26 protein-coding genes are annotated in these 26415 nt (G+C 65.0%); 14 read left to right on the top strand and 12 right to left on the bottom strand.

What is annotated here, in order from left to right:
• Positions 1 to 13 precede the first annotated feature (13 nt).
• Together BLS08_RS01555 and BLS08_RS01550 are read right to left on the bottom strand one after the other, a co-directional pair.
• Complete coding sequence (locus BLS08_RS01555; protein ID WP_017676393.1) at positions 14 to 1003, bottom strand: asparaginase; 990 nt, start codon at positions 1001 to 1003, stop codon at positions 14 to 16.
• Between the two features lie 128 nt (positions 1004 to 1131).
• Entirely contained in the window at positions 1132 to 2571 is a 1440-nt protein-coding gene (locus BLS08_RS01550; RefSeq protein ID WP_017676392.1) for an alanine/glycine:cation symporter family protein, read from the bottom strand.
• 159 nt (positions 2572 to 2730) lie between these two features.
• Between BLS08_RS01550 and BLS08_RS01545 the strand changes: the two genes are divergently transcribed.
• Positions 2731 to 3549 carry a helix-turn-helix domain-containing protein gene (locus BLS08_RS01545; protein WP_017676391.1) on the top strand — a complete coding sequence of 273 codons (819 nt, stop codon included), beginning with the start codon at positions 2731 to 2733 and terminating at the stop codon, positions 3547 to 3549.
• Positions 3550 to 3553: 4 nt separating this feature from the next.
• Here the strand turns inward: BLS08_RS01545 and BLS08_RS01540 are convergent, their stop codons facing one another.
• Genes BLS08_RS01540 through BLS08_RS01530 form a run of 3 tightly spaced genes read right to left on the bottom strand, consistent with a single transcriptional unit; the run spans position 3554 to position 5317 of the window.
• Positions 3554 to 4225, bottom strand: a complete 672-nt coding sequence (locus tag BLS08_RS01540) for a GNAT family N-acetyltransferase (RefSeq protein WP_017676390.1) — start codon at positions 4223 to 4225, stop codon at positions 3554 to 3556.
• On the bottom strand, positions 4225 to 4665 hold the full coding sequence (locus tag BLS08_RS01535) for a GNAT family N-acetyltransferase (protein ID WP_017676389.1): 441 nt from the start codon (positions 4663 to 4665) through the stop codon (positions 4225 to 4227). Before BLS08_RS01535 ends, BLS08_RS01540 begins: the two co-directional genes overlap by 1 nt.
• Before the next feature lie 19 nt (positions 4666 to 4684).
• Positions 4685 to 5317 (bottom strand): FMN-binding negative transcriptional regulator, encoded by a 633-nt coding sequence (locus BLS08_RS01530; RefSeq protein ID WP_017676388.1) that lies wholly within the window; start codon positions 5315 to 5317, stop codon positions 4685 to 4687.
• A gap of 97 nt (positions 5318 to 5414) precedes the next feature.
• Between BLS08_RS01530 and pdxR the strand changes: the two genes are divergently transcribed.
• Complete coding sequence (gene pdxR, locus BLS08_RS01525; protein ID WP_055986035.1) at positions 5415 to 6881, top strand: MocR-like pyridoxine biosynthesis transcription factor PdxR; 1467 nt, start codon at positions 5415 to 5417, stop codon at positions 6879 to 6881.
• A 375-nt stretch (positions 6882 to 7256) separates the two neighbouring features.
• Here the strand turns inward: pdxR and BLS08_RS01520 are convergent, their stop codons facing one another.
• Positions 7257 to 8510 carry a dicarboxylate/amino acid:cation symporter gene (locus BLS08_RS01520; RefSeq protein ID WP_055986186.1) on the bottom strand — a complete coding sequence of 418 codons (1254 nt, stop codon included), beginning with the start codon at positions 8508 to 8510 and terminating at the stop codon, positions 7257 to 7259.
• A gap of 130 nt (positions 8511 to 8640) precedes the next feature.
• Positions 8641 to 10065, bottom strand: a complete 1425-nt coding sequence (locus BLS08_RS01515; RefSeq protein WP_021487525.1) for an aspartate ammonia-lyase — start codon at positions 10063 to 10065, stop codon at positions 8641 to 8643.
• A 315-nt stretch (positions 10066 to 10380) separates the two neighbouring features.
• On the opposite strand from BLS08_RS01515, the gene BLS08_RS01510 reads away from it, so the two are divergent.
• Positions 10381 to 11286 carry a LysR substrate-binding domain-containing protein gene (locus tag BLS08_RS01510; protein ID WP_017676384.1) on the top strand — a complete coding sequence of 302 codons (906 nt, stop codon included), beginning with the start codon at positions 10381 to 10383 and terminating at the stop codon, positions 11284 to 11286.
• 95 nt (positions 11287 to 11381) lie between these two features.
• Here BLS08_RS01510 and BLS08_RS01505 read toward each other — a convergent pair whose 3' ends face one another.
• Both BLS08_RS01505 and BLS08_RS01500 read right to left on the bottom strand, forming a co-directional pair.
• Positions 11382 to 12476: a polyamine ABC transporter substrate-binding protein gene (locus BLS08_RS01505; protein ID WP_017676383.1), complete on the bottom strand. Its 1095-nt coding sequence runs from the start codon at positions 12474 to 12476 to the stop codon at positions 11382 to 11384.
• 51 nt (positions 12477 to 12527) lie between these two features.
• Entirely contained in the window at positions 12528 to 13556 is a 1029-nt protein-coding gene (locus tag BLS08_RS01500) for a histone deacetylase family protein (RefSeq protein WP_017676382.1), read from the bottom strand.
• A 309-nt stretch (positions 13557 to 13865) separates the two neighbouring features.
• On the opposite strand from BLS08_RS01500, the gene BLS08_RS01495 reads away from it, so the two are divergent.
• The 4 genes from BLS08_RS01495 to BLS08_RS01480 are packed head-to-tail and all read left to right on the top strand — an operon-like array spanning position 13866 to position 18084.
• Positions 13866 to 14180 carry a PepSY domain-containing protein gene (locus tag BLS08_RS01495; protein WP_017676381.1) on the top strand — a complete coding sequence of 105 codons (315 nt, stop codon included), beginning with the start codon at positions 13866 to 13868 and terminating at the stop codon, positions 14178 to 14180.
• Positions 14181 to 14190: 10 nt separating this feature from the next.
• A complete protein-coding gene (locus BLS08_RS01490) occupies positions 14191 to 15468 on the top strand; it encodes a sialidase family protein (protein ID WP_017676380.1) in 1278 nt (425 codons plus the stop codon).
• Positions 15461 to 16051, top strand: coding sequence for a hypothetical protein (locus tag BLS08_RS01485; protein ID WP_017676379.1), 591 nt, complete (start codon positions 15461 to 15463; stop codon positions 16049 to 16051). The genes BLS08_RS01490 and BLS08_RS01485 overlap by 8 nt, the downstream gene beginning before the upstream one ends.
• On the top strand, positions 16048 to 18084 hold the full coding sequence (locus BLS08_RS01480) for an LTA synthase family protein (RefSeq protein ID WP_055986040.1): 2037 nt from the start codon (positions 16048 to 16050) through the stop codon (positions 18082 to 18084). Before BLS08_RS01485 ends, BLS08_RS01480 begins: the two co-directional genes overlap by 4 nt.
• 119 nt (positions 18085 to 18203) lie before the next feature.
• Here the strand turns inward: BLS08_RS01480 and BLS08_RS01475 are convergent, their stop codons facing one another.
• The gene (locus BLS08_RS01475) at positions 18204 to 19196 is read right to left on the bottom strand and encodes an AraC family transcriptional regulator (RefSeq protein ID WP_017676377.1); all 993 of its coding nucleotides are present in this window, start codon (positions 19194 to 19196) and stop codon (positions 18204 to 18206) included.
• A gap of 157 nt (positions 19197 to 19353) precedes the next feature.
• Here BLS08_RS01475 and BLS08_RS01470 point away from each other — a divergent pair, with 157 nt between their 5' ends.
• Positions 19354 to 20229 carry a hypothetical protein gene (locus BLS08_RS01470; RefSeq protein WP_017676376.1) on the top strand — a complete coding sequence of 292 codons (876 nt, stop codon included), beginning with the start codon at positions 19354 to 19356 and terminating at the stop codon, positions 20227 to 20229.
• Positions 20230 to 20256: 27 nt separating this feature from the next.
• On the opposite strand, the gene BLS08_RS01465 is transcribed toward BLS08_RS01470, so the two are convergent.
• Entirely contained in the window at positions 20257 to 21051 is a 795-nt protein-coding gene (locus BLS08_RS01465) for a hypothetical protein (protein ID WP_017676375.1), read from the bottom strand.
• Between the two features lie 118 nt (positions 21052 to 21169).
• On the bottom strand, positions 21170 to 22192 hold the full coding sequence (gene adhP, locus BLS08_RS01460; protein WP_017676374.1) for an alcohol dehydrogenase AdhP: 1023 nt from the start codon (positions 22190 to 22192) through the stop codon (positions 21170 to 21172).
• A gap of 276 nt (positions 22193 to 22468) precedes the next feature.
• Here adhP and purE point away from each other — a divergent pair, with 276 nt between their 5' ends.
• The 6 genes from purE to BLS08_RS01430 all read left to right on the top strand — a co-directional run bounded on the left by purE (position 22469) and on the right by BLS08_RS01430 (position 26412).
• Positions 22469 to 22960, top strand: a complete 492-nt coding sequence (gene purE, locus BLS08_RS01455) for a 5-(carboxyamino)imidazole ribonucleotide mutase (protein ID WP_055986043.1) — start codon at positions 22469 to 22471, stop codon at positions 22958 to 22960.
• Positions 22961 to 23106: 146 nt separating this feature from the next.
• Complete coding sequence (locus tag BLS08_RS01450) at positions 23107 to 24192, top strand: 5-(carboxyamino)imidazole ribonucleotide synthase (RefSeq protein ID WP_004422931.1); 1086 nt, start codon at positions 23107 to 23109, stop codon at positions 24190 to 24192.
• 56 nt (positions 24193 to 24248) lie between these two features.
• Positions 24249 to 25013 carry a substrate-binding periplasmic protein gene (locus tag BLS08_RS01445; protein WP_055986046.1) on the top strand — a complete coding sequence of 255 codons (765 nt, stop codon included), beginning with the start codon at positions 24249 to 24251 and terminating at the stop codon, positions 25011 to 25013.
• A 66-nt stretch (positions 25014 to 25079) separates the two neighbouring features.
• Positions 25080 to 25325 (top strand): GlsB/YeaQ/YmgE family stress response membrane protein, encoded by a 246-nt coding sequence (locus BLS08_RS01440; RefSeq protein WP_004422923.1) that lies wholly within the window; start codon positions 25080 to 25082, stop codon positions 25323 to 25325.
• 64 nt (positions 25326 to 25389) lie between these two features.
• Positions 25390 to 25926: a DUF3299 domain-containing protein gene (locus BLS08_RS01435; RefSeq protein WP_055986049.1), complete on the top strand. Its 537-nt coding sequence runs from the start codon at positions 25390 to 25392 to the stop codon at positions 25924 to 25926.
• 18 nt (positions 25927 to 25944) lie between these two features.
• Positions 25945 to 26412, top strand: a complete 468-nt coding sequence (locus tag BLS08_RS01430) for a hypothetical protein (protein WP_055986050.1) — start codon at positions 25945 to 25947, stop codon at positions 26410 to 26412.
• The last annotated feature ends 3 nt before the right edge of the window (positions 26413 to 26415 follow it).

The raw sequence follows: 26415 nt of genomic DNA, 5'->3' as shown, positions 1-26415 counted from the left end.
TCGGGCAGGTGGATCAGTCGCTCATCTCACCACAGAGATCGCGCGCCAGCCAGTGTTCAACCTCAGCTTGTGGCAAACCGGCGCCGAGCAGGGCGAACAGCTTGCCCAGTGCCGCCTCGCGGGTCATGCCGCCACAGGACACCAGGCCGACCTCGGCCAGACGGCTGCCGGCCGCATACACACCGAACTGCACATGGCCTTGCGGGCACTGACTGATTGCCGCCAGCACCACACCGCGCTGATGCGCCTCACGCAGCACGCTCATCAATTGCGCATCGCCGGCCGGGCCGGTGCCACTGCCGTAGCACTCCAGCAGCAGCCCCTGCACGCCGCTGGCCAGCAGAGCTTGCAGTTGCCCGGCCTGCACCGCCGGATGCAGTGGCAGCACGGCAAGATTGACCGGCTGGCGCGGCTGGCGGAAGTCGATCCGCGCATCGACCGAGGCCCGTTCGGCCTGACGCTGACGCGGCAGTACCTGGAAGGCATCGAAAGCGTCGCTGCGCAACTTCGAGCAACGTGCGCCATGCAGCAGCTGGCCGTTGAAGTAGAGGTGCACGCCAGGCGCGACGCCGCGATACAGCGCGCGCATGGCGCCGAACAGGTTGGGCCAGGCATCACCGCCATCGACACCGGCCGGCTGCATGGCGCCGGTCAGCACCACCGGCACGTCGAGGCCGAGCAGCAGGAAGCTCAGCGCGGCGGCGCTGTAGGCCAGGGTATCGGTACCATGCAGTACCAGCACGGCGTCGTGGCCATGGGTCTGCACGGCGGTGACGATCTCGTCACGCAGCGCCAGCCAGTGGCCGGTGTTCATGTTGGCGCTGTCGATCAGCGGCAGCAGCTCGCGGAAGGTCCATTGCGGCAGCTCGCTGGCGTTCTCGCTGGCTTGTTGGGTGCGCATGCGCGCCTCGAAACCCGAGGCCGGCGCCAGGCCGTCCGCGCTCATCTGCATGCCGATGGTGCCGCCTGTGTACAGCACCAGGAGTTTTTCTGGGGTCGCCATGGGCTCTCCTCACAAATCACGGGTCTGCGCGACATTCGCAACGTCGCTTACGACTGCCCGAACAATGGCTGCCAAAGCTGGCAGGCAAGAAAAAGGGGGCCTTGCCCCCTTCTTCCATCTGAGTCAGATCAACGCTGGTAGACGCGATCACCGATTTCCGCCTGGTCGGCGGTTTTACCCGGCTGCCCCCCCCAGACGGCAGGGTCGAGGTCCAGATCAGCGAACTGCTTGGCATCGAGTACCGGCGACTCAACACCTGCCTTGATCTGGCTATCGTAGTCGCGCATCAGGCGCAGGCCCACCTTGAACAGCAGCGCCAGGGCAATCAGGTTGCAGATCGCCAGCAGACCCATGGTCACGTCAGCGAAGGCGAACACGGTGCCCAGATCCTGCACCGAACCCCACAGCACCAGGCCGACCACCAGCACGCGGTAGATCATCACCGGGCCGCGCTTCTGGCTGAAGAAGCCCAGGGCGTTCTCACCCAGGTAGTAGTTGTAGATCAGGGTGGTGAAGACGAACAGCAGCAGCGCCAGGCTGACGAACACCCGGCCCCACTCGCCGACCACGGCCGCAACGGCGCTCTGGGTCAGCACCACACCGGCCTGTTCCATGCCCGGCTGATACACGCCGGACAGCAGGATGATCAGCGCGGTGCAGCTGCACAGGATCAGGGTGTCGATGAATACGCTGAGCGACTGCACGATGCCCTGCGCAGCCGGATGCTTGACCTCGGCGACCGCGGCCACGTTCGGCGCACTGCCCAGGCCGGCTTCGTTGGAGAACAGGCCGCGCTTGACGCCCATGATGATGGCCGCGCCGATGCCACCAGCGAAGGCCGGCTCGAGGCCGAAGGCGCTCTTGAAGATCAGGGCGAAGGTGGCTGGAACTTCGGTGATGTTCAGACCGATCACCAGCAGCGCCATGCCCAGGTAGGAGAACGCCATCACCGGCACCAGCACGTCGGCGAACTTGGCGATGCGCTTGATGCCACCGAAGATGATCAGACCGATCACCACGGTCAGGGCAATGCCACTGGCCAGGGTCGGGATACCGAAGGTGTCGTGCAGCGAGCTGGCGACGGTGAAGGACTGCACGGCGTTGAAGCCGAAGCCGAAGGTCACCAGCAGCAGGATCGATACGACGATACCCAGCCAGCGCTGACCGAGACCATGCTGAATGTAGAAAGCCGGGCCGCCGCGGTAGCCGCCATCAGCCTCGCGACGCTTGTACAGCTGCGCCAGCGAGCACTCGAAGTAGCTGGTGGCCATGCCAACCAGGGCCACGACCCACATCCAGAAGATGGCGCCCGGACCACCGAGCATGATCGCCACCGATACACCGGCGATATTGCCGGCGCCCACGCGGCCAGCCACCGAAAGCATCAGCGCCTGGAACGAGCTGAGCTGGCCCGGCTGACGCTGGAATGCCTCGCTGAAGATACGGAACATGCTGCCGAAGTAGCGGAACTGGACGAAGCGTGAGGCGATGGTGAAGAACAGGCCAAGGCCGATCAGCATCACGATCAGCAGCTTGCTCCAGATGAGGTCATTGAGAAGATCGAGCATGGAGGCTTTCTCTCTTGTTGTTCTGAATGGGAATGCGCCGCGCCGGGCGGGTGGCGCAATCTTTGGTGAAGGCGCCGCGCGGGACAATTTCGCAGGTCGCGGCGATCTGATGCGAGTTGATGCTAGAATCGCGTCATTCGCATCAGCTGGAGCGGCCATATGTCCGATTCCCTCGGCAGCAATCTGAAATTGCTTTGCAGCCATTACCGCTCGATTGCCGAGGTATGTCGCAAGCTGGCGATCAACCGCGCGCAGTTCAACCGCTACCTGGCCGGGCAGAGCCGACCGACCACGCACAACCTCAAGCGCATCTGCGATTTCTTCGGTGTAGAACCCTTCGAGCTGGCCATGCCGGCCGAGCAGTTCACCCGCCTGATCGGTGCCCGCAGCGGCGATGCGCAGCAGCAAAGTGGCAACGACCCGCTGCTGGACCTGTTCGCCCCACTGCGCCGTCAGGCCAGCCCGATGGAGCGCTACTGCGGCTACTACTTCGAATACTCCAACTGCATGTCGGTACCGGGACACGTACTGCTGTCACTGGTGCACCTGCGCGAGGAGCGCGGCAACTACCTGTTCGAGCGCCAGGAACGCCAGGAGCGCCAGGAACCCACACGCGGCGGCAGTGAGGACTGGGTGCGCTGTCGCTACCTGGGCACGGCGTTCTTCCTGCAGGACCGCCTGTTTCTGGTGGACTACGAGTCGCTCACCGGCAACGAAATGAGCCAGACCATCCTCATTCCCAGCTTCAAGAGCCGCATCATCCGCCTCAATGGCATCAAGACCGGCGTCTCCAGCGGCGACCGCCGCACACCAGCCTGCACCCGCGTGGTCTGGCAGTACCTGGGCAACGAGATCAACCGGGTCAACGCCTATCGCCAGTTGATGCTCTACGCCCCCGACGACCCGCGCATCGACGACGACATCCGCCAGCGCCTGGGCGGCGCGCAGCTGCGTGCTGGGTTGTTCGAGATGGAGTAGGGCGTTACCCCCGCAGCGCCTCCAGGCGCTGCCTCTGCCGCCCCGCTTCATCGAAGTTATCCACAGCCAGCCAGCGCTCGAAGGCCTCGCGGCATGCCGGCCATTCCCCGTCGATGATGGAGAACCAGGCGGTGTCACGGTTGCGGCCCTTGCGCACCATATGTTGACGGAACAGCCCTTCCTGGCTGAAGCCGAAGCGCTCGGCGGCGCGCAGCGAGCGGGCATTGGCCGCATCGCACTTCCATTCCAGGCGGCGATAACCGAGATCGTCGAAGGCGTGGCGCGCCAGCAGATAGACCGCCTCGGTCGCGCCTGGGGTACGCTGCATCGGCGCGCCGAAGGCGACGTGGCCGATCTCGATGCTGCCGTCCTGCGCGGTGATACGCAGGTAGCTGAACAGCCCCAGGGCGCGGCCGCTGGCCAGGTCGACCACCGCATAGAACAGCGGATCACGGCTCTGCGCATTGCCGGCCAGCCAGGTATCGAAGGCGCCTCGCTCGGTGAAGGGACCGTAGGGCAGATAATCCCAGAGCGCCGGGTCCGGCCCCTGCAGCGCGCGCCACAGATCATCGCCATGCCGCGTGACATCGAGTGCTTCGAGACGCACGAAACGGCCTTGCAAGGTGCGCTGGTCCGGTGTGGGACGGGGTTGCCAGTGAGCGAGATCACGCGTCATCAGAAGAGCTTCCTGTACTGGATGAAACCGGAGCGGTCGCCGATGCGGTCGTAGAGCATACGCCCCTGGTAGTTGCTTTCCTGGGTCAGCCAATGCACGCGGCTGGCACCGGCAGCGCGGGCCTCGGCGTAAACGTGCTCGATCAGCGCGCGGCCGATGCCACCACCACGAATGTGCTCGGCGACGAACAGATCCTGCAGGTAGCAGTAGTCACCACTCGTCCAGCAACTGCGGTGATAGATGAAGTGCACCAGACCGACCGCCTCGCCGTCCTGCCAGGCCAGGGCGGCGTGCATCGGCTCGGCCGGGTCGAGAAAGCGCTGCCAGGTGAGGGCGCTGGTCTCGGTTGGGATCTCGGCCTGGTAGAAACGCTGGTAAGCCTGCCAGAGCGGCAACCAGGCGGCGTGATCGGCAGCGGTGATGGGGCGAATGTCGAGCATGATGGCCTTCCTTCGGTGATCAGTCGGTGGGATTCATCTGCGCCGCCAGTTCGTGGTCGCGCGGGTTGTTGGACGTTGCCAGGCCGGTGCGCACGCCGGCCTGATCGCTGGCTGAGCGGTTCTGGCTGAGCTTCCATTTACCTTCGAGTCGGCGAATCGGCAGGGCGAAGCCGACGATGGCGCGCAGCATGGCGTCGATGTAATCGCGCGGCGCATCGCTGACAGCCCAGGGCTGCGGGCGCCCTTGTTCGTGACGGTCGCTGAGGCGGCTGACCAGTTGCAGCAGGCGCTCCGGCTCGTCGAACACCTCGGCCCGGCCCCAGGCATGCACGGCGATGTAATTCCAGGTCGGCACCACCTTGCCGTGCTCGGCCTTGGCCGGGTACCAGCCAGGGTGCACGTAGGCGTCCGGCCCACTGAACACAACCAGCGCCTCGGCGCCGCTGGCCAGGTCACGCCAGTGCGGATTGGCGCGGGCGAAGTGGCCGTACAGGGTGCCGAGCTCGCCTTCGCCAGGTTCAAGCAACAGCGGCAGATGGCTGGCTTGAAGGCCCTGTGCGCCAGCGCTGGTCACGATGGCCAGTCCACTGGCCTGTATCTGCACGTGCAGGCTGGGCAGATCGTCCTGGCGAAAGGCGGCGGGGCAGTACATGACGTTTTCTCCTGGCGTGATGGGGCCATGCTAGGCAGGATATTGGCCTGACGTAAGGTCCATTACCGACGACTTTGATAGAGCCAATCTACCCATCATGAAACGCTCGCCCGCCTTGCCATTCGACCTTTCCGGCATTCATCTGCAGCCCGGTCAGGGCCTGGCGCGCCAGCTCTACCAGGCCTTGCGCGAGCGCATCCTCGATGGCCGCCTGGCCAGTGGCACGCGCCTGCCGGCAAGCCGTGAGCTGGCCACCCTGCTCGGCATCTCGCGCAACACCGTGACCCGCGCGCTGGACCAGCTGTATGCCGAGGGCTACGTGGCCGGGCGGGTCGGCGATGGCACCTACGTCGCCGAGCTGACGCGCCATCGACCTGCCCCGGTGGCAGCCGTCGCCCCGGCAGCGGCCAGCCCGGCAATGCAGCTGTTGCACAACCATCACCTGGCGATGCCCGCCGCGGGCGCACCGCGCGCCTTTCGTATCGGCGTGCCGGCTTTCGACCTGTTCCCCTTCGAGACCTGGGCACGTCTGCAGGCGCGCTTCTGGCGCAAACCCTCGCTGGCACGACTCGGCTATGGCGACCCCGCTGGCGACCTGCAGCTGCGCGAACTCATCGCCGCCTACCTGCGCAACAGCCGCGGCCTGACCTGCGAGGCGCAGCAGATATTGATCACCTGCGGCTCGCAGCAGGCCATCAGCCTCTGCGCGCAATTGCTGATTCAACCGGGCGACCGTGTGGCCATTGAAAACCCCGGCTACCGCGCGGCGGGCCATGCCTTCGCCGTGGCCGGCGCGCAGCTGTGCGGCGTGCCGGTGGACCATGACGGCCTGGACGTCGACGCCCTGCAGCGTCTGAACGATTGCCGGCTGGCCTATGTCACGCCCGCGCACCAGTACCCCACCGGCGTCACCCTGTCGCTGCCGCGACGCCTGGCCTTGCTGGAGTGGGCCAAGCGCGTGAATGGCTGGATCATCGAGGACGACTACGACGGCGAGTACCGCTACAGCGGCACCCCGCTCGCACCGCTGGCAGCTTTGGACGAGCAGCAGCGGGTGATCTACATCGGCACCTTCGGCAAGCTCGCCTTTCCCGCACTGCGCCTGGGCTATATGGTGCTGCCGCCCGCGCTGGCCGAAAGCTTCGCGAGGCGCCAGGCGCTGGAGATACGCCACTCGGAGGTCGGCACCCAGGCAGTGATGGCCGAATTTATCGCTGCCGGGCACTTCCAGCGCCATGTGCGGCGCATGCGTCAGGCGGCGCGCAGCCGCCGTGACGCCTTGCTCACGGCCTGGCCGCAGGCGATTCCCGGATGTGCGCCGTTGCCGGCCGTGGAAGCCGGTCTGCACCTGAGCATCAGGGTCGAGAGCCTGGCCCGTGAGCGTGAGCTGATCGGCGCCGCCCGCGCAGCCGGCATCGAGATGAACCCCTTGAGCGACTACTGGCTGCCCGCCAGTGAAACGGCTGAGGACGCCCGCGCCGGGCTGGTGCTGGGTTTTGCGGCGGTGCCCGAGGCGCAGATCATCGAGGCGGTGCAGACGCTACGTCGGGCCTGGAGGCTGTAACGCAGGCCAATCGGCGGTACGCGCGGCGCACGCTACGGCAGCCACCCTTGAATGGCAGACAAAAAACTGCCGGGAGCAGGTTTTGACGTCGCTTGCGACGGCCCGAAGGGGGCGCCTCTAAAAACGTTGGCGAGGCGGTCAGCGCAATACCGATGGCGGCCCCGCAAAAACAGGCGAAAAACGGTCGGAGTCGCGCTCGACTTTACGTGTTGTAAATGAGCATTCTGAGCCTGCTTTCAACGCAGCGATGACAACGCAGGTAGTTTTTAGAGGCGCCCAAGGGTGGCCGCCAGGGATGGCAGGCCACAAAAAAGGGATGGCCGAGGCCATCCCTGAAGGTTGAGGCTGGTGAAGGCCTCCTATGAAAGCGGTTGCTCAGGCAGCGTTGTCGCTGTTGTAGATCTCGCGATCCAGCTCCTTCTCGCTGCTGCCCACCAGGGTGGTGGTCATCAGGTCGCCGGCGACGTTCACCGTGGTGCGCGCCATGTCGAGGATGCGGTCGATACCGGCGATCAGCGCCACGCCTTCCAGCGGCAGGCCGACCGAGGTCAGCACCAGGCCGAGCATGATCAGACCGGCGCCGGGCACACCGGCGGTGCCGACCGAAGCCAGGGTGGCGGAGAGGATGATCATCAGGTACTGACCGGCATTCAGGTCGATGCCGAAGGCCTGGGCGATGAACAGCGCCAGCACGCCCTGGTAGATCGCGGTGCCGTCCATGTTGATGGTGGCGCCCACCGGCAACACGAAGCCGGCTACGCCCTGCGACACACCGAGGTTCTTGCGCGCGCACTCGATGGACACCGGCAGGGTGCCGGAGCTGCTCGAGGTACTGAAGGCCACTGCCAGCGCCGGGGCGATGCCGCGGAAGAAACGCAGCGGGCTGAGACGCGCCAGGCCGCCGATCAGACCACCGTAGATCAGCAGCATATGGGCGATGCTGGCCAGGTAGATCACCCCGATCACCCCGGCCAGCGGCAGCAGCACCTCGATGCCATGGGAGGCGACCACACCGGCGATCAACGCGAACACGCCGATGGGGGCGAAGCGCATCACCAGGTCGGTGAGTTTGTAGAACACCTCGGCCAGGCTGTCGAAGAGACGGACCACCGGCGCAGCCTTTTCGCCAACCAGATTCATGCTCACGCCCAGGGCGATGGCGAAGACGATGATCTGCAGGATGTTGCCTTCGGCGAAGGCGGTCACCGGGTTGGTCGGTACCAGGCCCACCAGGATCTGCACCAGCGAGGGCGCCTGCTTGGCCTCTTCACTGCCGCTGACAACCATGTTCATGCCTTCACCGGGGCTGAACAGGGTGCCGAATGCCAGGCCGATGCTCACCGCGAAGGCAGTGGTGATCAGGTAGATGGCGATGGTCTTGACGCTGATGCGGCCAAGCTTGGCGCTGTCGCTCATGGCGGTGATGCCCGCCACCAGGGAGACGAACACCAGCGGCACGATGAGCATCTTGATCGCGTTGAGAAACAGCGCGCCGACCGGCGCCAGCCCCAGGGCGAGACTCTTGAACAGCATGCCGACGACCACACCGAGCACCAGGCCGACGAGGATCTGCTGCCACAACGGCACGCGCGCAAGGAAGGAAGAGGAAGCGGTGTTGCTCTGACTCATGTGGTTGTACACCCGGATTGTCGTTGTTGTGGGGCCGTCTGCGCGGCCTTCAGCGGTGCCGCCCCATGAACAGGCTCGAGGGCGGAAATGAACACGCCGCCCAAAGGGGCGGCGCGTGTCATTCGATCAATCAGCCCTGCAGCGGAACCAGGCGCGGGGCAATCATGTTCTCGGGGCGCAGGATGTCGGCCAGGGTGGCCTCGTCCAGCAGCTGCTCTTCGCGCACCAGCTCCAGCACACCGCGCCCGCTGTCCAGAGCGACCTTGGCGATGCGGGTGGCGTTCTCGTAGCCGATGTAGGGGTTCAGCGCGGTGATCAGACCAATGGAGTTTTCCATCAGTTCACGGCAGCGCGCCTCGTTGGCGGTGATGCCGTCGATGCACAGCTCGCGCAGCATATCCATGGCGCGGGTGAGCAGGCGGATCGAGTCGAAGATCTTGTAGGCGATCAGCGGCTCCATCACGTTCAGCTGCAGCTGGCCACCTTCGGCCGCCATGGTCAGGGCCAGGTCGTTACCGATAACCTCGAAGGCCACCTGGTTGACCGCCTCGGGGATCACCGGGTTGACCTTGCCCGGCATGATCGAGCTGCCCGGCTGACGCGCCGGCAGGTTGATCTCGTTGATGCCGGTACGCGGGCCACTGGAGAGCAGACGCAGGTCGTTGCAGATCTTCGACAGTTTGACCGCGGTGCGCTTGAGCATGCCGGAGAACAGCACGAAGGCGCCCATGTCGCTGGTGGCTTCGATCAGGTCGACAGCCGGAGTCAGCGGGTGACCGCTGATGATCGCCAGGCGCTTGACCGCTAGGGCCTGGTATTTCGGGTCGGCGTTGATGCCGGTGCCGATCGCGGTACCGCCCAGGTTGACTTCGGTGAGCAGGGTCGGCGCCAGCAGTTTCAAGTGCTGCAGGTCTTCACCGAGGGTGGTGGCGAAGGCGCGGAATTCCTGGCCGAGGGTCATCGGCACGGCGTCCTGCAGCTGGGTGCGACCCATCTTCAGCACGTGGCCGAACTCCAGACCCTTGGCGGCGAACGACTGGATCAGCTTGTCCAGCGCACCGAGCAGGCTGTCGTGGCCGAGCAGCAGGCCGAGGCGGATGGCGGTCGGGTAGGCGTCGTTGGTCGACTGCGCCATGTTCACGTCGTTGTTCGGGTGCAGGTGCTGGTACTGGCCCTTCTCAAAGCCCATGGCCTCCAAAGCGATGTTGGCGATGACCTCGTTGGCGTTCATGTTGGTCGAGGTGCCGGCGCCGCCCTGAATCATGTCGACCACGAACTGCTCGTGGAACTCGCCCTGGATGATGCGTGCGCAGGCGGTGCTGATCGCCGTGTGCTTGGCGGCGGACAGATGACCCAGTTCGCGGTTGGCGTCAGCCGAAGCCTGCTTGACCATGGCCAGGCCGATCACCAGCTTCGGGTAATGCGACAGCGGCACGCCGGACAGGCGGAAGTTCTGCACGGCACGCAGGGTCTGGATGCCGTAATAGGCATCGGCAGGGACTTCGAGGGTGCCGAGCAGGTCTTTTTCGACGCGAACAGATGCAGCAGAGGACATGATAGCGATGGCTCTTGGGAAATGCGGCGAGTGCCGCGATGCCCATAGAATAGGGGCCCCGACCGTCTCGCTACCAATGCCGTTACTTGCTGCCCTATGCACAATCGGCATAATGTCGATGTGACTGCGGGATAGCGGCAAACGTAGGGTGGGTTAGCCGCATGCTGCCATTGCCGAACATCACGTCGTTCGAGACGCGGTGTAACCCACCATCGTCTGGTGGGTTACGCGACGCACCACGGCAGTTGCGTCTGCCGGACCGCGTTCAGCGTCGCTAACCCACCCTACGCCTCGTGCAAGCCTCGGGAGCCTGCGATGAACCTGGAAACCAAATGGCTGGAGGACTTTATCGTCCTGGCCGCCACCCGCAGCTTCTCCCAGGCCGCGGAAAAGCGCTTCGTCACCCAGCCGGCGTTCAGCCGACGCATCCGCAGCCTGGAAGGCATGCTCGGCCTGACCCTGGTCGACCGCTCCTGCACGCCCGTCGAACTCACCGAGGCCGGCCGGCTGTTTCTGGTCACCGCGCGCAGCCTGGTCGAGCAGCTCGGCGAAGTGGTGCGCCACCTGCACAACCTGGAAGGTCAGCAGGGCGAAATGCTGTCGATTGCTGCCGCCCACTCGCTGACCCTGGGCTTCTTCCCGGAATGGATCGCCCGCCTGCGCCGCGAAGGCCTGCCCCTGACCACCCGCCTGGTGGCGACCAACGTCGGCGAAGCGGTGCATTCACTGCGTGAAGGCGCCTGCGACCTGATCCTTGCCTACTACGACCCCGACGCGGCGCTGCAGATGGACCCGGCAATATTCCCCTCGCTGCACCTGGGCGCGACCTCGATGTTGCCGGTGTGCGCGGTGAGCGAATCCGGCGCGCCGCTGTTCGACCTCGACGGCGGGCAGAGCGTGCCTCTGCTGGCCTACAGCGCTGGCGCCTTTCTCGGCCGTTCGGTCAACCTGCTGCTGCGCCAGCGCGCCCTACGCTCGACCACGGTGTACGAAACCGCCATGGCCGACAGCCTCAAGAGCATGGCCCTGCAGGGCATGGGCGTGGCCTGGGTGCCACGGCTGTCGGTCACCGCCGAACTGGCCCGCGGTGAGCTGGCCATCTGCGGCGGCGAGCACTGGCAGATCCCCCTGGAAATCCGCCTGTACCGCTGCGCCCTGGTACGCAAGGCCGCGGTGCGTTTGCTCTGGCGCAAGCTGGAGACGGGGGAGGTGGGTGGCTGAGCGCCCTGCGGGTAAGGCATTCGCGGCTGAAGCCGCTCCTACAGCTTGTGCGGTGTTCCGTAGGAGCGGCTTCAGCCGCGAGCTTTCAGGGCCGCTCACTTACCCGACTTGATCGACGTCCAGGCGCGCGTACGCACCCGCTCGATCTTCTGCGGCAGCGGCTGCACCACGTACAGCGACTTCTGCAGCTCCGGCGTCGGGGTCAGGTCGTGGTCGTCGGCGATTTCCGCGCCCACCAGCTGCATGCCCGGCACGTTGGGGTTGGGGTAGCCGAGAAAGTCGCTGATCGGCGCGATCACCTTGGGTTCGAGCAGGTGGTTGATGAAGGCATGCGCCTCGTCGACGTTCTGCGCGCTCTTGGGGATGGCCCAGGTGTCGAACCAGATCGGCGCGCCTTCTTTCGGCAGACGCCAGTTGATCGTCACGCCATTGCCGGCTTCCTTGGCGCGGTTGGCGAACTGGTAGAAGCTGCCGGAGTAGCCGATGGCCACGCAGATGTCGCCGTTGGCGATGTCGGTCATGTACTTGGCGGAGTGGAAGTAGGCCACGTAGGGGCGCACCTTGAGCAGCAGTTCGGTGACCTTGTCGTAGTCGGCCGGGTTGGCGCTGTTGGGGTCGAGGCCCAGGTAGTGCAGGGCGATGGGGATGATCTCGGTGGGCGAGTCGAGCATGGCCACGCCGCAGGATTTGAGCTTCTCCATGTACTCGGGCTTGAACACCAGGTCCCAGCTGTTGACCGGCGCGTCGTCACCGAGCGCAGCCTTGACCTTGTCCGGGTTGTAGCCGATCAGCACGGTGCCGTACATGTAGGGCACGCCGTACTGGTTGCCCGGGTCGTTCTTCTCCAGCAGGCCGAGCAGCACCGGGTCGAGGTTCTTCCAGTTGGGCAGCTTGGACTTGTCCAACGGGGCAAATACGCCGGCCTTGATCTGGGTTTCGAGGAACTGGTTGGACGGGATCACCAGGTCATAGCCGGAGTTGCCGGTGAGCAGCTTGGCTTCCAGCGCCTCGTTGGTCTCGAAGGTGTCCCAGGTGATCTGGATGCCGGACTCCTTCTGGAAGTCCTTGGGCACCTCCGGGAGGATGTAGTCGGCCCAGTTGTATACGCGCAGCTCCTTGGCCTGCACCGCGCCGCTGAGCAGGGTGGCGCTGCACAGGGCGACGCCGAGCATCTGTTTGATGGCTTTCATCGTTTCTCACCCCTGAAATGTTGCTCTTGTTTTGGCAGATTTGATCGCCGATCAGGCGCCTTCGAAGCCTTCCAGCACGTTGACCGCGTTGACGCCAATGGCCTCCACGGCGTAGCCGCCTTCCATGATGAACAGCGTCGGCAGGCCCAGCGCGGCGATGCGTCGGCCCATGGCCAGGTAGTCCGGGCTGTCGAGCTTGAACTGCGAGATCGGATCTTCCATGTAGGTGTCCACGCCCAGCGACACCACCAGCACCGCGGCGCCGTAGTCGGCGATGCGCTGGCAGGCCTGTTCCAGCGCGGCGTTCCAGGTGTCCCAGGAACTGCCCATGGGCAACGGATAGTTGAAGTTGTAGCCCTCGCCGGCGCCCTCGCCCAGTTCGTCTGCATAACCGAGGAAGAACGGGAACTCCTCGGCCGGATCGCCGTGGATGGAGGCGAACAGCACGTCGCTGCGCTGGTAGAAGATGTCCTGGGTGCCGTTGCCGTGGTGGTAGTCGACATCGAGGATGGCGACTTTCTTGCGGCCCTGGTCGAGGAAGGCCTGTGCGGCGATGGCGGCATTGTTCAGGTAGCAGTAGCCGCCCATCAGGTCGCCGGCGGCATGATGGCCTGGCGGACGACACAGGGCGAAGGCGCTGTGGGCGCCGTTGGCAATCTCCTGCTGGGCGCTGAGCGCGACCTGGGCAGCGCTGTAGGCGGCCTGCCAGGTGCCGGCAGTGATCGGCGCGCCGCCATCGAAACTGTAGTAGCCGAGCTGGCCGTGCAGGTCATTGGGGATCATCCGGCGCAGGGTGCGCGCCGGCCAGGTGAAAGGCAGCAGATCGCCCTTGCCGCCCTGCTCCTGCCAGCGCGCCCAGGCGCCCTTGAAGAATTCCAGGTAGGCCTTGCTGTGGATGCGCTCGATGGGCGCCAGGCCGAAATCCTTGGGCGCGCGGACTTCGCCGAGCTGGCGAGCCTTGACGCGCGCAAGGATGTGGTCGGCGCGCTGCGGCTTCTCGAAGCAGGGCATCAGCTGCCCGTCGATCAGCTCGCATTTGCCATGGTGCAGGTGGTGGTCGTCGCTGTAGTAGGTGAGCATGCAAAGCGCTCCAGGCTCGTTGTTGTGCCTGCATTGTTCGCCCGCTGGCAGCGAATCGAGAACGCTGGCAACGGCCAAAAGGGGATCGAAATGGCCAAAAAATGGCCGAGAGCGATTTTTTAACAGCGCGTAGCGACGCTGCCCGCCGGGTCGCCGCCAGGGAGGGTAGGCCATGAATCTCCCCACCACCCGCGGCAGGTAAATGTAACAACCCGTGATGCTTAAGCTTTCCTTAAGCCTGGCGGCCGATGGTGGCAACCTGCCTGGGGCCAAGCCCCTTACCATCAGCCACGCCAAAGGATGCCGAGCATGTCGACACCGGCCCGCCGCCCCGTTCGCGCCCTGACGATGCTCGCACTGCTTGCACTATCCAGCGCCGCACTCGCTGATACCGACTGCGCTCGGCAAGACCGCAGCGCCTGGATGCCCGAGTCGCAGTTCCGCGAGCAGATGAAGCGCCAGGGCGTGCAGATCACCAAGTTCCGCATCACCCCCGGCAATTGCTACGAGATCTATGGCTTCGATGCCAACGGCCGCAAGCTGGAGATCTACTACGACCCGGTCGATGCCCGCCCGGTAGAAGAAGTCGCCAGCTCGCACCTGGCTTCGCCCAGACACCCCTGAACCACCGAACATGACCTCGACCCTCAAGACATGCGCCCTGCTGCTGGGCGCTGCCACGGTGTTCGCCTGCGCCTGGTTCGGCGCTGGCCCACACGCGCTGGCGCCCTTCGCCAGCCAGCTAACGGCGCCAGCCGATGCGTCACCGGCCATGGCCGCGCACTTCGCCTCCTCCGATCTGGAGGATTTCGTCCATTCCGCCTCGATCACCGGCTTGCCCGGCGGCGATCTGATGGCAGCCTGGTTCGCCGGTACTCGCGAAGGCGCCGCCGACGTACAGATCCGCGCCGCGCGCTTCGATGCCAGCAGCGGCCAGTGGAGCGCCGAGCGTGTGCTGGCCAGCCGCGAGTCGACCCAGCGCGCGGTCGGCAAGCACATCCGCAAGCTGGGCAATCCGGTGATCAGCCTGGCGCCGGACAACCGCCTGTGGTTGTTCTACGTCTCGGTGTCGCTCGGCGGCTGGGCCGGCAGCGCGGTCAATGCCATGGTTTCTGACGACCTCGGCGACACCTGGTCGGCGCCCCGGCAACTGGTCACCAGCCCCTTTCTCAACATCAGCACCCTGGTGCGCGCCGCGCCGGTGTTCCACACCGACGGCAGCATCGGCCTGCCGGTGTATCACGAGTTTCTCGGCAAGTTTCCCGAGTACCTGCACCTGAGCGCGAACGGCGAAGTGCTGGGCAAGTACCGCATCGGCAAGGGGCGAGATTCTCTGCAACCGACCGTGGTGGCGCTGGACGAACGCCGCGCCGTGGCCCTTTTGCGCTATGCCGGCGAGGAGCATCACCGCGTGCTGGCCAGCTACAGCGAGGATGCCGGGCGCAGCTGGAGCCATCCGCAGCCGGTGGAGCCGAGCAACCCCAACTCGTCCCTGGCGGCGGTCGGTCGCCCGGACGGCAGCTTGCTGGTGGCGATGAACGACCTCGAAGACGGGCGCTTTCGCCTGACCCTTTATGCCACCGACGCCAACCTGGCCAACTGGCGCACTCTCGGCGAGCTCGACGAAAGCCCCAACCCCTGGGGCGAACCGATTGCGCAAGACGAATTCCCGGCCGTGGTCAGTGAAAAATTCCGCGCCAGCGGCGGCAAGCCGGAGCAGCAGGCGCAGTTCCTCGAACGAGTGAGCGCGCGCATGTGCAGCGCCGAGGGCTGCACCTTCGATTACGAATATCCCTACTTCACTCGTGACCGCGAAGGCGCCTACCACCTGGTGTATTCGTGGAACGACATGTTCATCAAGCACCTGAGCTTCAACGAGGCCTGGCTCTCGGAGCGCCGCCCACATGACTGATTTCTGGCTGCCGCATCTGGCCTTCACCCTGCTCGCATTCCTGATCTTCGCGCGCCTGACGCGCACTGCGACGCAGCGCGGCATCCTGCTGGCGGGTTGCCTGCTGCTCAGCCTGGTGCCGGTCCAAGGCATCAGCCTGGCACTGCAGTTGCGCACTTATATCGGCGACCTGTCGGTGGCCAGCCTGGTGCTGCTTGGCTGGGCGACGCTATGCCGTTTTGGCCTGTCGCACGCCGGTGCCCGTGATCGCCTGGCCAGCCTGGCGCTGTTCGCCGGCCTGGCCGTGCTGCTCTACCCGGCGGCGTTGGGCCTGAGCTATGCCGACCCGTACCAGCTGGGCTTCGAACCCCGGCCCATGTTGTTGGTGCTGGGCCTGTTGTGCGCGGTGCTGATCCTCCAACGCAGCTGGCTCGGCGCACTGACATTGGTGTTGGCGACCCTGGCCTTCGCCCTGCGCCTGGGCGCCTCGGAAAACTACTGGGATTACCTGATCGACCCCTACCTGGCCCTCTACAGCCTGGGCGCGTTGCTGAGCGCCGCTGTGCGCTGGCTGCTGGCCCGACCGACAAGGAAACTCGCATGAGCTGGCTGAAATCACGCCGCCTGCATTACCTGGCAGGCCTGACGGCGCTGCTGTTCGTACTCTTCGCCGCCCTGCGCGGGCTGTTTCTGCTGGGCTTTTCCGCTGTCGAAAGCATCAGCGAACCGGATGTGCTGCCCACGCTCGGCATCGGCCTGCGCTTCGACCTGCGCCTGGCCCTGCTGCTGATGCTGCCGGCAGGCATCCTGCTGGCCTTGCCCAGGCTGCGCCTGGCGCGCTTTCGCGCGGTGCGCTGGCTGCTGCGCGGCTATCTGCTGCTGGCCGTGGCCGCGCTAGGCCTGCTCTACATCATCGACTTCGGCCACTACGCCTACCTGGGCGTGCGCCTCAACGCCACGGTGTTGCGCTTTGCCGGTGATGCGCAGATCTCCGCCGGCATGCTCTGGCAGACCTACCCGGTGCTGTGGATAACCCTGGCTTGGCTGGCGGGTGTGGCGCTGTGGGCCTGGGCGCTGCTGCGCCTGGAGCGCGTCACCCTGGATCGACCGCAAGCACAACGAGTCGGCGTGTTGCCGGCAATCGGCGGTGCGGCGGTGGTGGGCGTGCTGGTCTTCTTCGGCCTGCTCGGCCGCGCCAGCGCGCTGAACCTGGAGAACCCGGTGCCGCTGCGCTGGAGCGACGCCTTCTACAGCGGCAACAGCCAGATCGGCGCGCTTGGGATCAATCCGGCGCTGTTTCTCTTCGACACCCTCAAGCTCGAACCCGCCGCCTTCGACGAGGCCGCCACGCGCGAGCATTACCAGGTGGTGGCCGATTACCTGGGGGTCAGCGAGCGCGATGCGCAGGCGCTGAACTTCTTCCGCCACCAGCCGCTGCAGGCGCACCGCATCCAGGCCGAGCGCCCGCCCAACGTGGTCTTCGTCATGCTCGAATCCCTCGGCACCAGCGCCGTGGGCGCCTATGGCAACCCGCTGAACCCGACGCCGAATCTGGATCGTCTGGCTAAGGAGAGCTGGTTCTTCCGCCACTTCTACGTGCCGGTCACCGGCACCGCCAAGACGGTGTGGGCGAGCATCACCGGTATCCCCGATGTATCACGCCAGGAGACGGCGACGCGCAACCCGCTGATCGCCCGTCAACGCACGCTGATCAACGCCCTGCCAGGCTACGAGAAGTTCTACATGATCGGCGGCAACGCCGGCTGGGCCAACATCAATGCGCTGATCCGCCAGAGTATCGACGGCGTGCAACTCTATGAGGAACGCCACTGGCAGTCGCCGCAGGTGGACGTGTGGGGTATCTCCGACCTGGATTTCTTCAAGGAGAGTTCGCAGATTCTCGGCGCACTGCCAAAGGACAAGCCGTTCTTCGCCTACCTGCAAACCTCTGGCAACCACCGGCCCTTCACCATCCCCAAGGACAACGACGGCTTCGAGGCGCTCGACCTGCCGCTGGAGCAGGTGCAGCAGGCCGGCTCGCGCAGCGTCGAGCAGTACAACGCGGTGCGTCTGCTGGATTTCAATATCGGCCGCCTGATGGAGCTGGCCAAGGAGCAGGGTTTTTACGACGACACCATTTTCGTCTTCTTCGGCGACCACAACACCCGCATCAGCCAGATCCCGCACATGGCGCCAGCCTTCGAGCAACTGGGGCTGGAGAGCAACAACGTGCCGCTGCTGATTCATGCACCGAAATGGTTGGCGCCGCGCGAGTTCGACGAAGCCGTGGGCCTGGCCGACCTGCTACCGACCGTTGCCGGGCTGGTCGGCGTGCCCTTCGACAACGGTGGCCTCGGTCGCGATCTGCAATTACCTGCGCCGGAAGGCGAACGCGTGGTGCCGCTCGTGCTGCAGGAAGGCACCTTCCCGGTGATCGGCGCGGTGAGCCGTGACTTCCTCGTGCAGATGCAGCACGACGGCAGCTCGCCGACCCTGCACGACCTGCGCTCGCCGACGCCGCGCGATAACGTCGCCGAGCGCCACCCGCAAGAGTTCCAGCGCCTGCTGGCGCTGAGCCGTGGCTTGCATGAAGCAGCGCGGCTGCAGATGTACCGCAACGTGCAGGCGGAGGAATGAGCGATACCTGTGGGAGGCGCTTCAGCGGCGAGCTTTTATCGCGGCTAAAGCCGCTCCTACGGAGGTGTGAGTTGCCGCTCTTGTAGGAGCGGCTTCAGCCGCGAATGCCATCGCTCGTCTCAGGCGCGAAAGCGGCTTGGCGGCACGCCGCTCCAGCGTTGGAAAGCATGGCGAAAACTGGCCGTCTCGCTGAAGCCGAGCACCTCGGCGATGCGATACACCGGCCATTGCTCCTCGCTGAGCAGCGCCTTGGCGCGCTCGAAGCGCAGCTCGTCGAGCAAGCCCTGGTAGCTGGTGCCCAACTCCTGCAGGTGACGGCGCAGGGTACGCGGCGAGCAATGCATCTGCTGCGCCAGGTTCTCCAGCCCCGGCGGCTCGGCCAACTGCGCGGCGAGCAACTGGCGCACCCGCTCCAGCCAGGCCTGGCGGCTGCTGAACTCGGCGTTCAGACGGCGGCAGCGTTCCACCATGTCGCCGTGGGTCACGCTGTCGGCCAGCGGCAGCCGGCGCTCCAGCAACGCGGCGGGAAAGGCGAAGGCATTGCGCTGTGCCGAGAAACGCAGCGGGCAGGGAAAGCTCTGCGCATAGCGCGAGACGTAGTCTGGCCGAGCGTAGGTGAACTCGGCGCCTTCCAATGACAGCGGCTGGCGTAGCAGTTCGTCACCGATCAGCTTCAGCGAGGCCAGGCACATCTCCACGTTGAAGACTTCCAGTGCCTCGGCATCGCGGTAACCGCTGGCGCAGATCCAGGCCAGCTCACCTTCCACCTGCATGTCGAGGCGAAAATAGGTGCCGAGTAGCGCCGGGTACTGCAGCAACAGACGCCAGGCGTCACCAAAGGTGGCAGCCGAGAGCGCGGCGTAACCCAGCAGCCCATAGGAGGAAACATGCAGGCTGCGCCCCAGGTCGAGCCCCAGGTCAGCACGCAAGGCCAGGGCATTGGCGCACACCTGCAGCTCCTGCACCCGGGTGATGCGCGCGTCGGCATTGTCCAGATCAGCCGCACCAATGCCGCTCCCAGCCAGCAATTGCGGGCGTAGTTCGGGCTGCTCGGCGAAGCGCTGGAGGATCAGGGAAACCACATGCAGGGTGGTCAGTGGGGCGTGCAGCATGATGCGTTCCGTCGGTGCAGATGCGCAAAAGAACGCAAAAAACATGCCTTGCACTTTTCACATCCCGATGCGTTCAGGCCTGCGTCGTGTACTGGCGCAAGGTCAGCCAGAGTTTGGGCGTGCTAAAGTCCGCTGCCGTTTTCAAGGAAGAAATCCTATGCGATCCCTGCTGCGTACCGCGTTGCTGCCCGCTTGCCTGCTACTCGCCGCCTGCGGACAAGAGCCCCAGGTCAAACTGCGATTCGACGAATCCATTCGTGAAGGCGCCGGCATAAAAGGCACCTATCTCGATAGCCTGCAGCGGCTCTTCCAGGAGCTGGGTTATCGTCCGGGCCATCTGCGTTACAGCCTGGTCGATGGTGATGAACAGGCGCTCATGGTCAGGCTGCAGTCCGAGCCACTGGAGCCTGTGCAGCGTGAAGCCCTGACCGCGCGTTTCACTCCGATCCTGCAGGCCCGAGAACACTGGCCGGCCACCCTCGAGATCACCGGCATCGAAGGCGAGCTGCCGATGCCGCTGCGCACCTCGTTCACCGCCCAGGGCCAGCCTTTCATGGTCAAGCAAGAGAACCTCAGCGCGTTCGGCCGGCCTTCTTCATTGGAGGAAGTGTTCTGCCGTATCGAGGTGAAGCTGAATGAGCAACTGCCCGCGCTGAGTTTTCAACGCGCCCGAAACTGGGGCGATGAAGAGCATCCGGGCAGCATGGGCGAGATCGCGCTGGACTCGGAGAACGTACGCATTCCAGCCAGGCTGCGCTTCAGCGATCCGCAGTTGCAAAAGGCCGTGGACGAACGTCAGGTAGAGGTGATCATCGACAACGATGACTACCTGACCAGCCCCATCAAGAAACTGGTATTCGAGATCGGCAGCATGGGCAAATACGTGCTGATCGGGCAGAACACGCTGCTGGGCGACGGCTATCACGAGCGCTGTGCCGACCTCGCGGTAGAAGTTGGCCGGCCCTTCAACCTGTTCATGGGCCAGGGGATCGACCGCCTGACGGCATTCGAACTGCTCGACAATGAGGGGTGAGGCCCCGCCCGAAGGCGGGGATCTTGGTCAGCGATTACGCAGAATGGCGTTGATGAAGTCGCCCTGATTCGGTTCATCCTTGAGGGTGGTGAACTGCAGTTGGCCGTCCTGCTCGCGCAACTTCATGCTTTCGCCGAAACGGCAGTCGACGCCCTTGAGGGTCTTGGCTTCGGCCTTGTAGCGGTCGTCCTTGCCACACAGGTAGGCCATCTGGTTGACCACTTCACCGCAGAAACTCGGCACGCTGAGGCCGATCAGTTGTTCATCGGATATCGCGCTCCAGTCCACCTTGGTGCTCAGCGGGGTGGCGCAGGCTTTGGAGGCTTCGCCGTCGATCTCCTGCAGGCGCGCGCTGTAATCGGCAACACGCTGCTTGCGGTCGAAGGCGGCGAGGCGCGCCTGCAGGCCATCCTTCTCCTGCTTCTGGTAAATCGCCAGGAGGTCCTTCGGCTTCAGCGCCTTGGTCTTGTCCTCGTTGTAGCTGAGCTCGAAGCCCTGGGTGTTCGGCAGGTTGAGCTGGTAGCTCTCGCCGCTCCAGGCGCGGCGCTTGTTCAGCAGGTTGTAGTCGCGGCCATCGAGACGGATGCCATAGTCGCGCTGCTCGTTGCCCAGCTCGCGAACGTCGGTAAGGAACACCACTTCGTCGAGCGGGTGATTGATGCCGCGCACCTGCACCAGCGCCTGCGTGCCGTCAGCGGAAGGGGCCAGCGCCAGGCTCACGCCCTGGCCGGCATCGAATACCTGCGGATGCTTGGCCAGATCCAGCGCAGCGGCTTGAAGGGAAAGCAGGGAGAGGGCAACGAGCGAAACGTACTGTTTCATGACGACACGTCCTTGTTCGGATGAAGAGCGCACAGTATAGCCCGCCACCTGGCGGCGATCTGTGCGCCCGTCCGCGTCCGTTCTGTAGGAAAGTTGCCAGTCCGCGGCCTTGCTCGAATCAGAACTGCAGCACCACCCGCCCCTCGATCTGCCCACCGCGCATTTGATCGAAGATGCCATTGATGTTGTCGAGCTTGTCGCTGTGCACCGTGGCCTTGACCAAACCCTCGCCAGCGAAATCCAGCGCTTCCTGAAGATCGGCGCGAGTCCCGACGATCGAGCCGGTGATCGTGATGGCCTTGAGCACCACATCGAAGATCGGCGTGGGGAAGTCACCCGGCGGCAGGCCGACCAGGGCCACCGTACCGTGCCGACGCGCCATACCGATGGCCTGGCCGAAGGCAGCGTTGGACACCGCAGTGACCAGCACGCCATGAGCGCCACCGATATCGCGCTGCACCACCTCGGCGGGGTTTTCCTTGCGCGCGTTGATGGTCAAGCTGGCGCCGAGCCTGCGCGCCAGTTCCAGCTTGGCGTCGTCGACGTCCACCGCAATCACGTGCAGGCCCATGGCGCGGGCATACTGCACCGCAACGTGGCCGAGGCCGCCGATACCGGAGATCGCCACCCACTGGCCGGGGCGCGCCCTGGTTTCCTTGAGGCCCTTGTATACCGTCACCCCCGCGCAGAGGATCGGCGCGATCTCGAGGAAGTCGACATTCTTCGGCAAAATGCCGACGTAGTTCGGGTCAGCCAGCACGTATTCGGCGTAGCCACCGTTGATCGAGTAACCGGTGTTCTGCTGACCCTCGCACAGGGTTTCCCAGCCGGTCAGGCAGTGCTCGCAGCAGCCGCAGGCGGTGTACAGCCAGGGCACGCCGACGCGGTCGCCCTCCTTGACCCGCGTGACGCCGCTGCCGACCGCTGCCACGTAGCCGACCCCTTCATGGCCGGGAATGAATGGCAGGCTGGGTTTTACCGGCCAGTCGCCTTCGGCGGCGTGCAGGTCGGTATGGCAGACGCCCGAGGCCTCGATCTTCACCAGAATCTGCCCGGGGCCAGGCAGCGGGGTTTTCACCTCCTCGATACGCAGCGGCTCACCAAAGGCGTGGACGACTGCGGCTTTCATGGTCCGGTTCATGCGCGGTTCCTCTTGCATGCGAGTGTCTGTCCAGTGTGCGCGCGCAGCCCACGCCGGCATTGCTCCAGAGCAAGGTTTAGGCGGTTTTCACCCTCTGCCACAGCTTGCATGACAAACGGTCATCGCCACTGCCCGCCAGCAGTGGCTTTGCGTTATACTGCGCGGCCTTCGGCCGGCCGCACCCGGCCAACGAATCATGACAAGCCACGCTGGCCCGCCCGCGTGGCTTGTTGGTTTTTGACGCGCCGCGAGGCGCCCGAGAGAAGAGGCACTTTGATGAGCGCACTGGTTGGCGTGATCATGGGCTCCAAGTCCGATTGGTCCACCCTTAGCCACACCGCCGAGATGCTGGACAAGCTGGGCATCCCCCACGAGGTCAAGGTGGTTTCCGCCCACCGCACCCCGGATCTGCTGTTCCAGTACGCCGAAGAGGCTGAGGCGCGTGGCATTCAGGTGATCATCGCTGGCGCCGGTGGCGCCGCTCACCTGCCGGGCATGTGTGCGGCCAAGACGCACCTGCCGGTACTCGGCGTGCCGGTGCAGTCGTCCATGCTGTCGGGTGTCGACTCGCTGTTGTCGATCGTGCAGATGCCGGCCGGCATTCCGGTCGCCACCCTGGCCATCGGCAAGGCCGGCGCGGTCAACGCAGCGCTGCTGGCCGCCAGCATCCTCGGTCACCAGCATCCGCAGTTCCATGCGGCGCTGAAGCTGTTCCGTCAGGAACAGACCGATACCGTGCTGAGCAACCCGGACCCGCGCGAGGCCTGAAGCCATTCCATCAGGGGCAGCGACACGGCGCATGTGAACGCTGTGCGCTGCCCGGGATGCGCATTTACCGGCGTAAACTCCGCTTCCTGCGCTGCGGGCAGCGCTCAACTGCTTGGTCTCGCCACCTGCTGAAAAGGGGCTTTGTTATGAAAATCGGTGTGATCGGTGGCGGCCAGCTGGGCCGCATGATGGCCCTGGCGGGTACCCCGCTGGGCATGCAGTTCGCCTTCCTCGACCCGGCGCCGGATGCCTGCGCCCAGGCGCTCGGCGAGCATATCCGTGCGGACTATGGCGATCAGGATCACCTGCGCCAGCTGGCCGACGAGGTCGACCTGGTCACCTTCGAGTTCGAGAGCGTGCCGGCCGAAACCGTGGCCTTCCTCTCGCAGTTCGTGCCGGTCTACCCGAGCGCCGACGCCCTGCGCATCGCCCGTGATCGCTGGTTCGAGAAGTCCATGTTCCGCGAGCTGGGCATTCCCACACCGGAGTTCGCCGACATCCAGTCGCAGGCCGACCTAGACGCCGCCGTGGCCAGCATTGGCCTGCCGGCGGTGATGAAGACCCGCACCCTGGGCTATGACGGCAAGGGCCAGAAAGTCCTGCGCAAGCCGGAAGACGTCAGCGGTGCCTTCGCCGAGCTGGGCAGCGTGCCGTGCATCCTCGAAGGCTTCGTGCCCTTTACCGGCGAAGTGTCGCTGATCGCCGTGCGCGCCCGTGATGGCGAAACCCGCTTCTACCCGCTGGTGCACAACACCCACGACAGCGGCATTCTCGCCCTGTCCGTCGCCAGCACCGATCATCCGCTGCAGGCGCTGGCCGAGGATTACGTCGGCCGCGTGCTGGACAAGCTCGATTACGTTGGCGTGCTGGCCTTCGAGTTCTTCGAAGTCGACGGCGGTCTCAAGGCCAACGAGATCGCCCCGCGCGTGCACAACTCCGGGCACTGGACCATCGAAGGCGCCGAGTGCAGCCAGTTCGAGAACCACCTGCGCGCCGTCGCCGGCCTGCCGCTGGGTTCCACCGCCAAGCTGGGCGAGAGCGCGATGCTCAACTTCATTGGTGCAGTACCGCCGGTGGAGCAGGTGATCAGCATCGCCGACTGCCACCTGCACCACTATGGCAAGGCCTTCAAGGCCGGGCGCAAGGTCGGGCATGCCACGCTTCGCAGCGCTGATCGCGCCGCTCTGGATGTCGCGATCAAGGCCGTACAGGCATTGATCGCAAAAGGCTGAGCCGGCATGTTGCGACTACGCTCTTGAATGATGGCAGTCATTCAAGAGCGTCCCGCATGAAGTACCTGTCTGCCCTGCTGCCCCTGATATCCGCGCTGACCTGCAATGCGGCGGACGACGTACTACGCGTCGATTTCCGTGAGCGCACACCAGAGATGCGCGTGGTTGACGGCCTACCCAGCGGCCCACTGGTCAGCGTGCTGGAAACCGCTGCCCAGCGTGTCGGTGTCGAACTGCACTGGCGCCAGGCGCCCTTCCTGCGCAGCCTCGACGATCTGCGCACCGGGCGCATCGACCTGGTGCCGCGCGTGCTCATGACCGAGGCGCGCCGCGCCTATATCCACTACCTGCCCAGCATCGGCAACCAGCCGCTGCATGTGCGCTTCGTCGTGCGCCCCGGGCAGGAAGCGCGCCTGAGCCGTTACGAGGATTTGTACGAGCTGGCCCTGGGGGGCAAGCGTGGTACGGCCTATTTCGAACCTTTCGACAGCGATGACCTGCTCGATCGCGCCTATGTCAGCGACGATGCGCAACTGGCTGCGATGTTCCGGGCTGGGCGCCTGGATACCATCGCGGTGATCGACGCTGCACCGATGGAGGCGCAATTCCAGGCCATGAACTTTCGCGACTACAGCTACGCGCACTACACCCACCAGCAGGTACTGGGCAACCACTTCGGCGCATCGCTGAGGCGCTACCACAGCGACCGAGGCGAACTCTACGACCGCCTTGGCGCTGAGCTGCAACGCATGCGTGAAGAGGGCGAAGTTGCCCTGATCTACCACCGTTATGGCGTTCTGCCGCCAGACGAGGCGAACTGATAGCCCCATTGACTTGTCCCATGACGGGCCTGCCGCATGAGCGGCACTTATCAAGGAGACACGCCAATGGGCATTATCGGCACCATCTTCATCGGCCTGATCGTCGGGTTGATCGCACGTTTTCTCAAACCCGGCGATGACAGCATGGGCTGGATCATGACCATCCTGCTCGGCATCGGGGGCTCCATCGCGGCCACTTACGGTGGCCAGGCCCTGGGCATCTACGAAGCCGGACAGGCCGCCGGCTTCATCGGCGCAGTGATCGGCGCCATCGTCCTGCTGGTAATCTACGGCGCGATCAAGAAGGGCTGACAAGCCCAGGTCAGGAGCCGACTTGTCGGCTCCTCGTTAACGCCGCCACGAGATGCCATAGCCCATGCGCCACCTGCTGCTCGCCCTACTGTTTTGTACCGGCCTGGCCCACGCCGAACTGCCGGAAACCGACTGGCTCGACCTGATGCCACCCGAAGACCGCAAGGCCCTCGAGGAAATGCCCGACATCAGCCACGACACCCCCGAAGGCGACAGCACCTTCTACAGCGAGGGCGGCCTGCGCCAGCAGGATCAGGATCTGCCGGCAGTGATGTACTCCGCCAAGACCGTGCCCGAACTCGACGGCAAGGCCATCCGCCTGGGCGGCTATCCGGTGCCGCTGGAAAACGACGAGAAAGGCAACAGCACCCTGTTCTTCCTGGTGCCCTATCCGGGCGCCTGCATCCACGTGCCGCCACCGCCGCCCAATCAGTTGGTGCTGGTGCGCTACCCCAAGGGCATCGTCCTTGACGATATCTATGCCCCGCTGTGGGTCAGTGGCGAACTGAAGGTGGAGCAGGTCAGCAATGACCTGGCCGACGCCGCCTATGCCATGGACGCGGGCGAAGTACGCCTGGTAACTGACGAAGACCTTTACTGATCGCCCCGGAGTGCACGCATGAAAGCTGCAGCCCTGTTATTGCTCTGCCTGCTGTCCACCGCTGTGCTGGCTCTCGAGCCAGGCGAGCGCCTGGCACCCTGGACGCTGCTCGATCAGCATGACGCGCCCTACACCCTGAATGACGAGACCCGCATCCTCCTGGTCGCCCGCGACATGGACGGCGCCAAACTGGTCAACGCTGCCCTGGAAGGCAAGCCCAAGGGCTATCTGGACGAGCGCCACGCGGTCTTCCTCGCCGACATCAGCCGCATGCCCAGCGTCATCGCCACCCTCTTCGCCCTACCGAAGATGCGCGACTACAACTACCGCATCCTCCTCGACCACGACGCCCGCATCGCCCCGCGTTATCCGGCCGGCGAGGGCGAAGTGTTGTGGTTGCAGTTGGAGGATGGGAGGTTGGTGGAGCAGAAGGTGTTCAAGGAGGCGGTAGCGCTGGAGCAGGCATTGGCCGCAGAGCAGCCCTGATTG

The sequence above is a fragment of the Ectopseudomonas chengduensis genome (assembly GCF_900102635.1).
GTDB classification, from domain to species: Bacteria; Pseudomonadota; Gammaproteobacteria; order Pseudomonadales; family Pseudomonadaceae; genus Aquipseudomonas; species Aquipseudomonas chengduensis.
The sequence above is the reverse complement of the archived record's forward strand: the minus strand, read 5'-3'. Positions and strand labels throughout refer to the sequence as shown.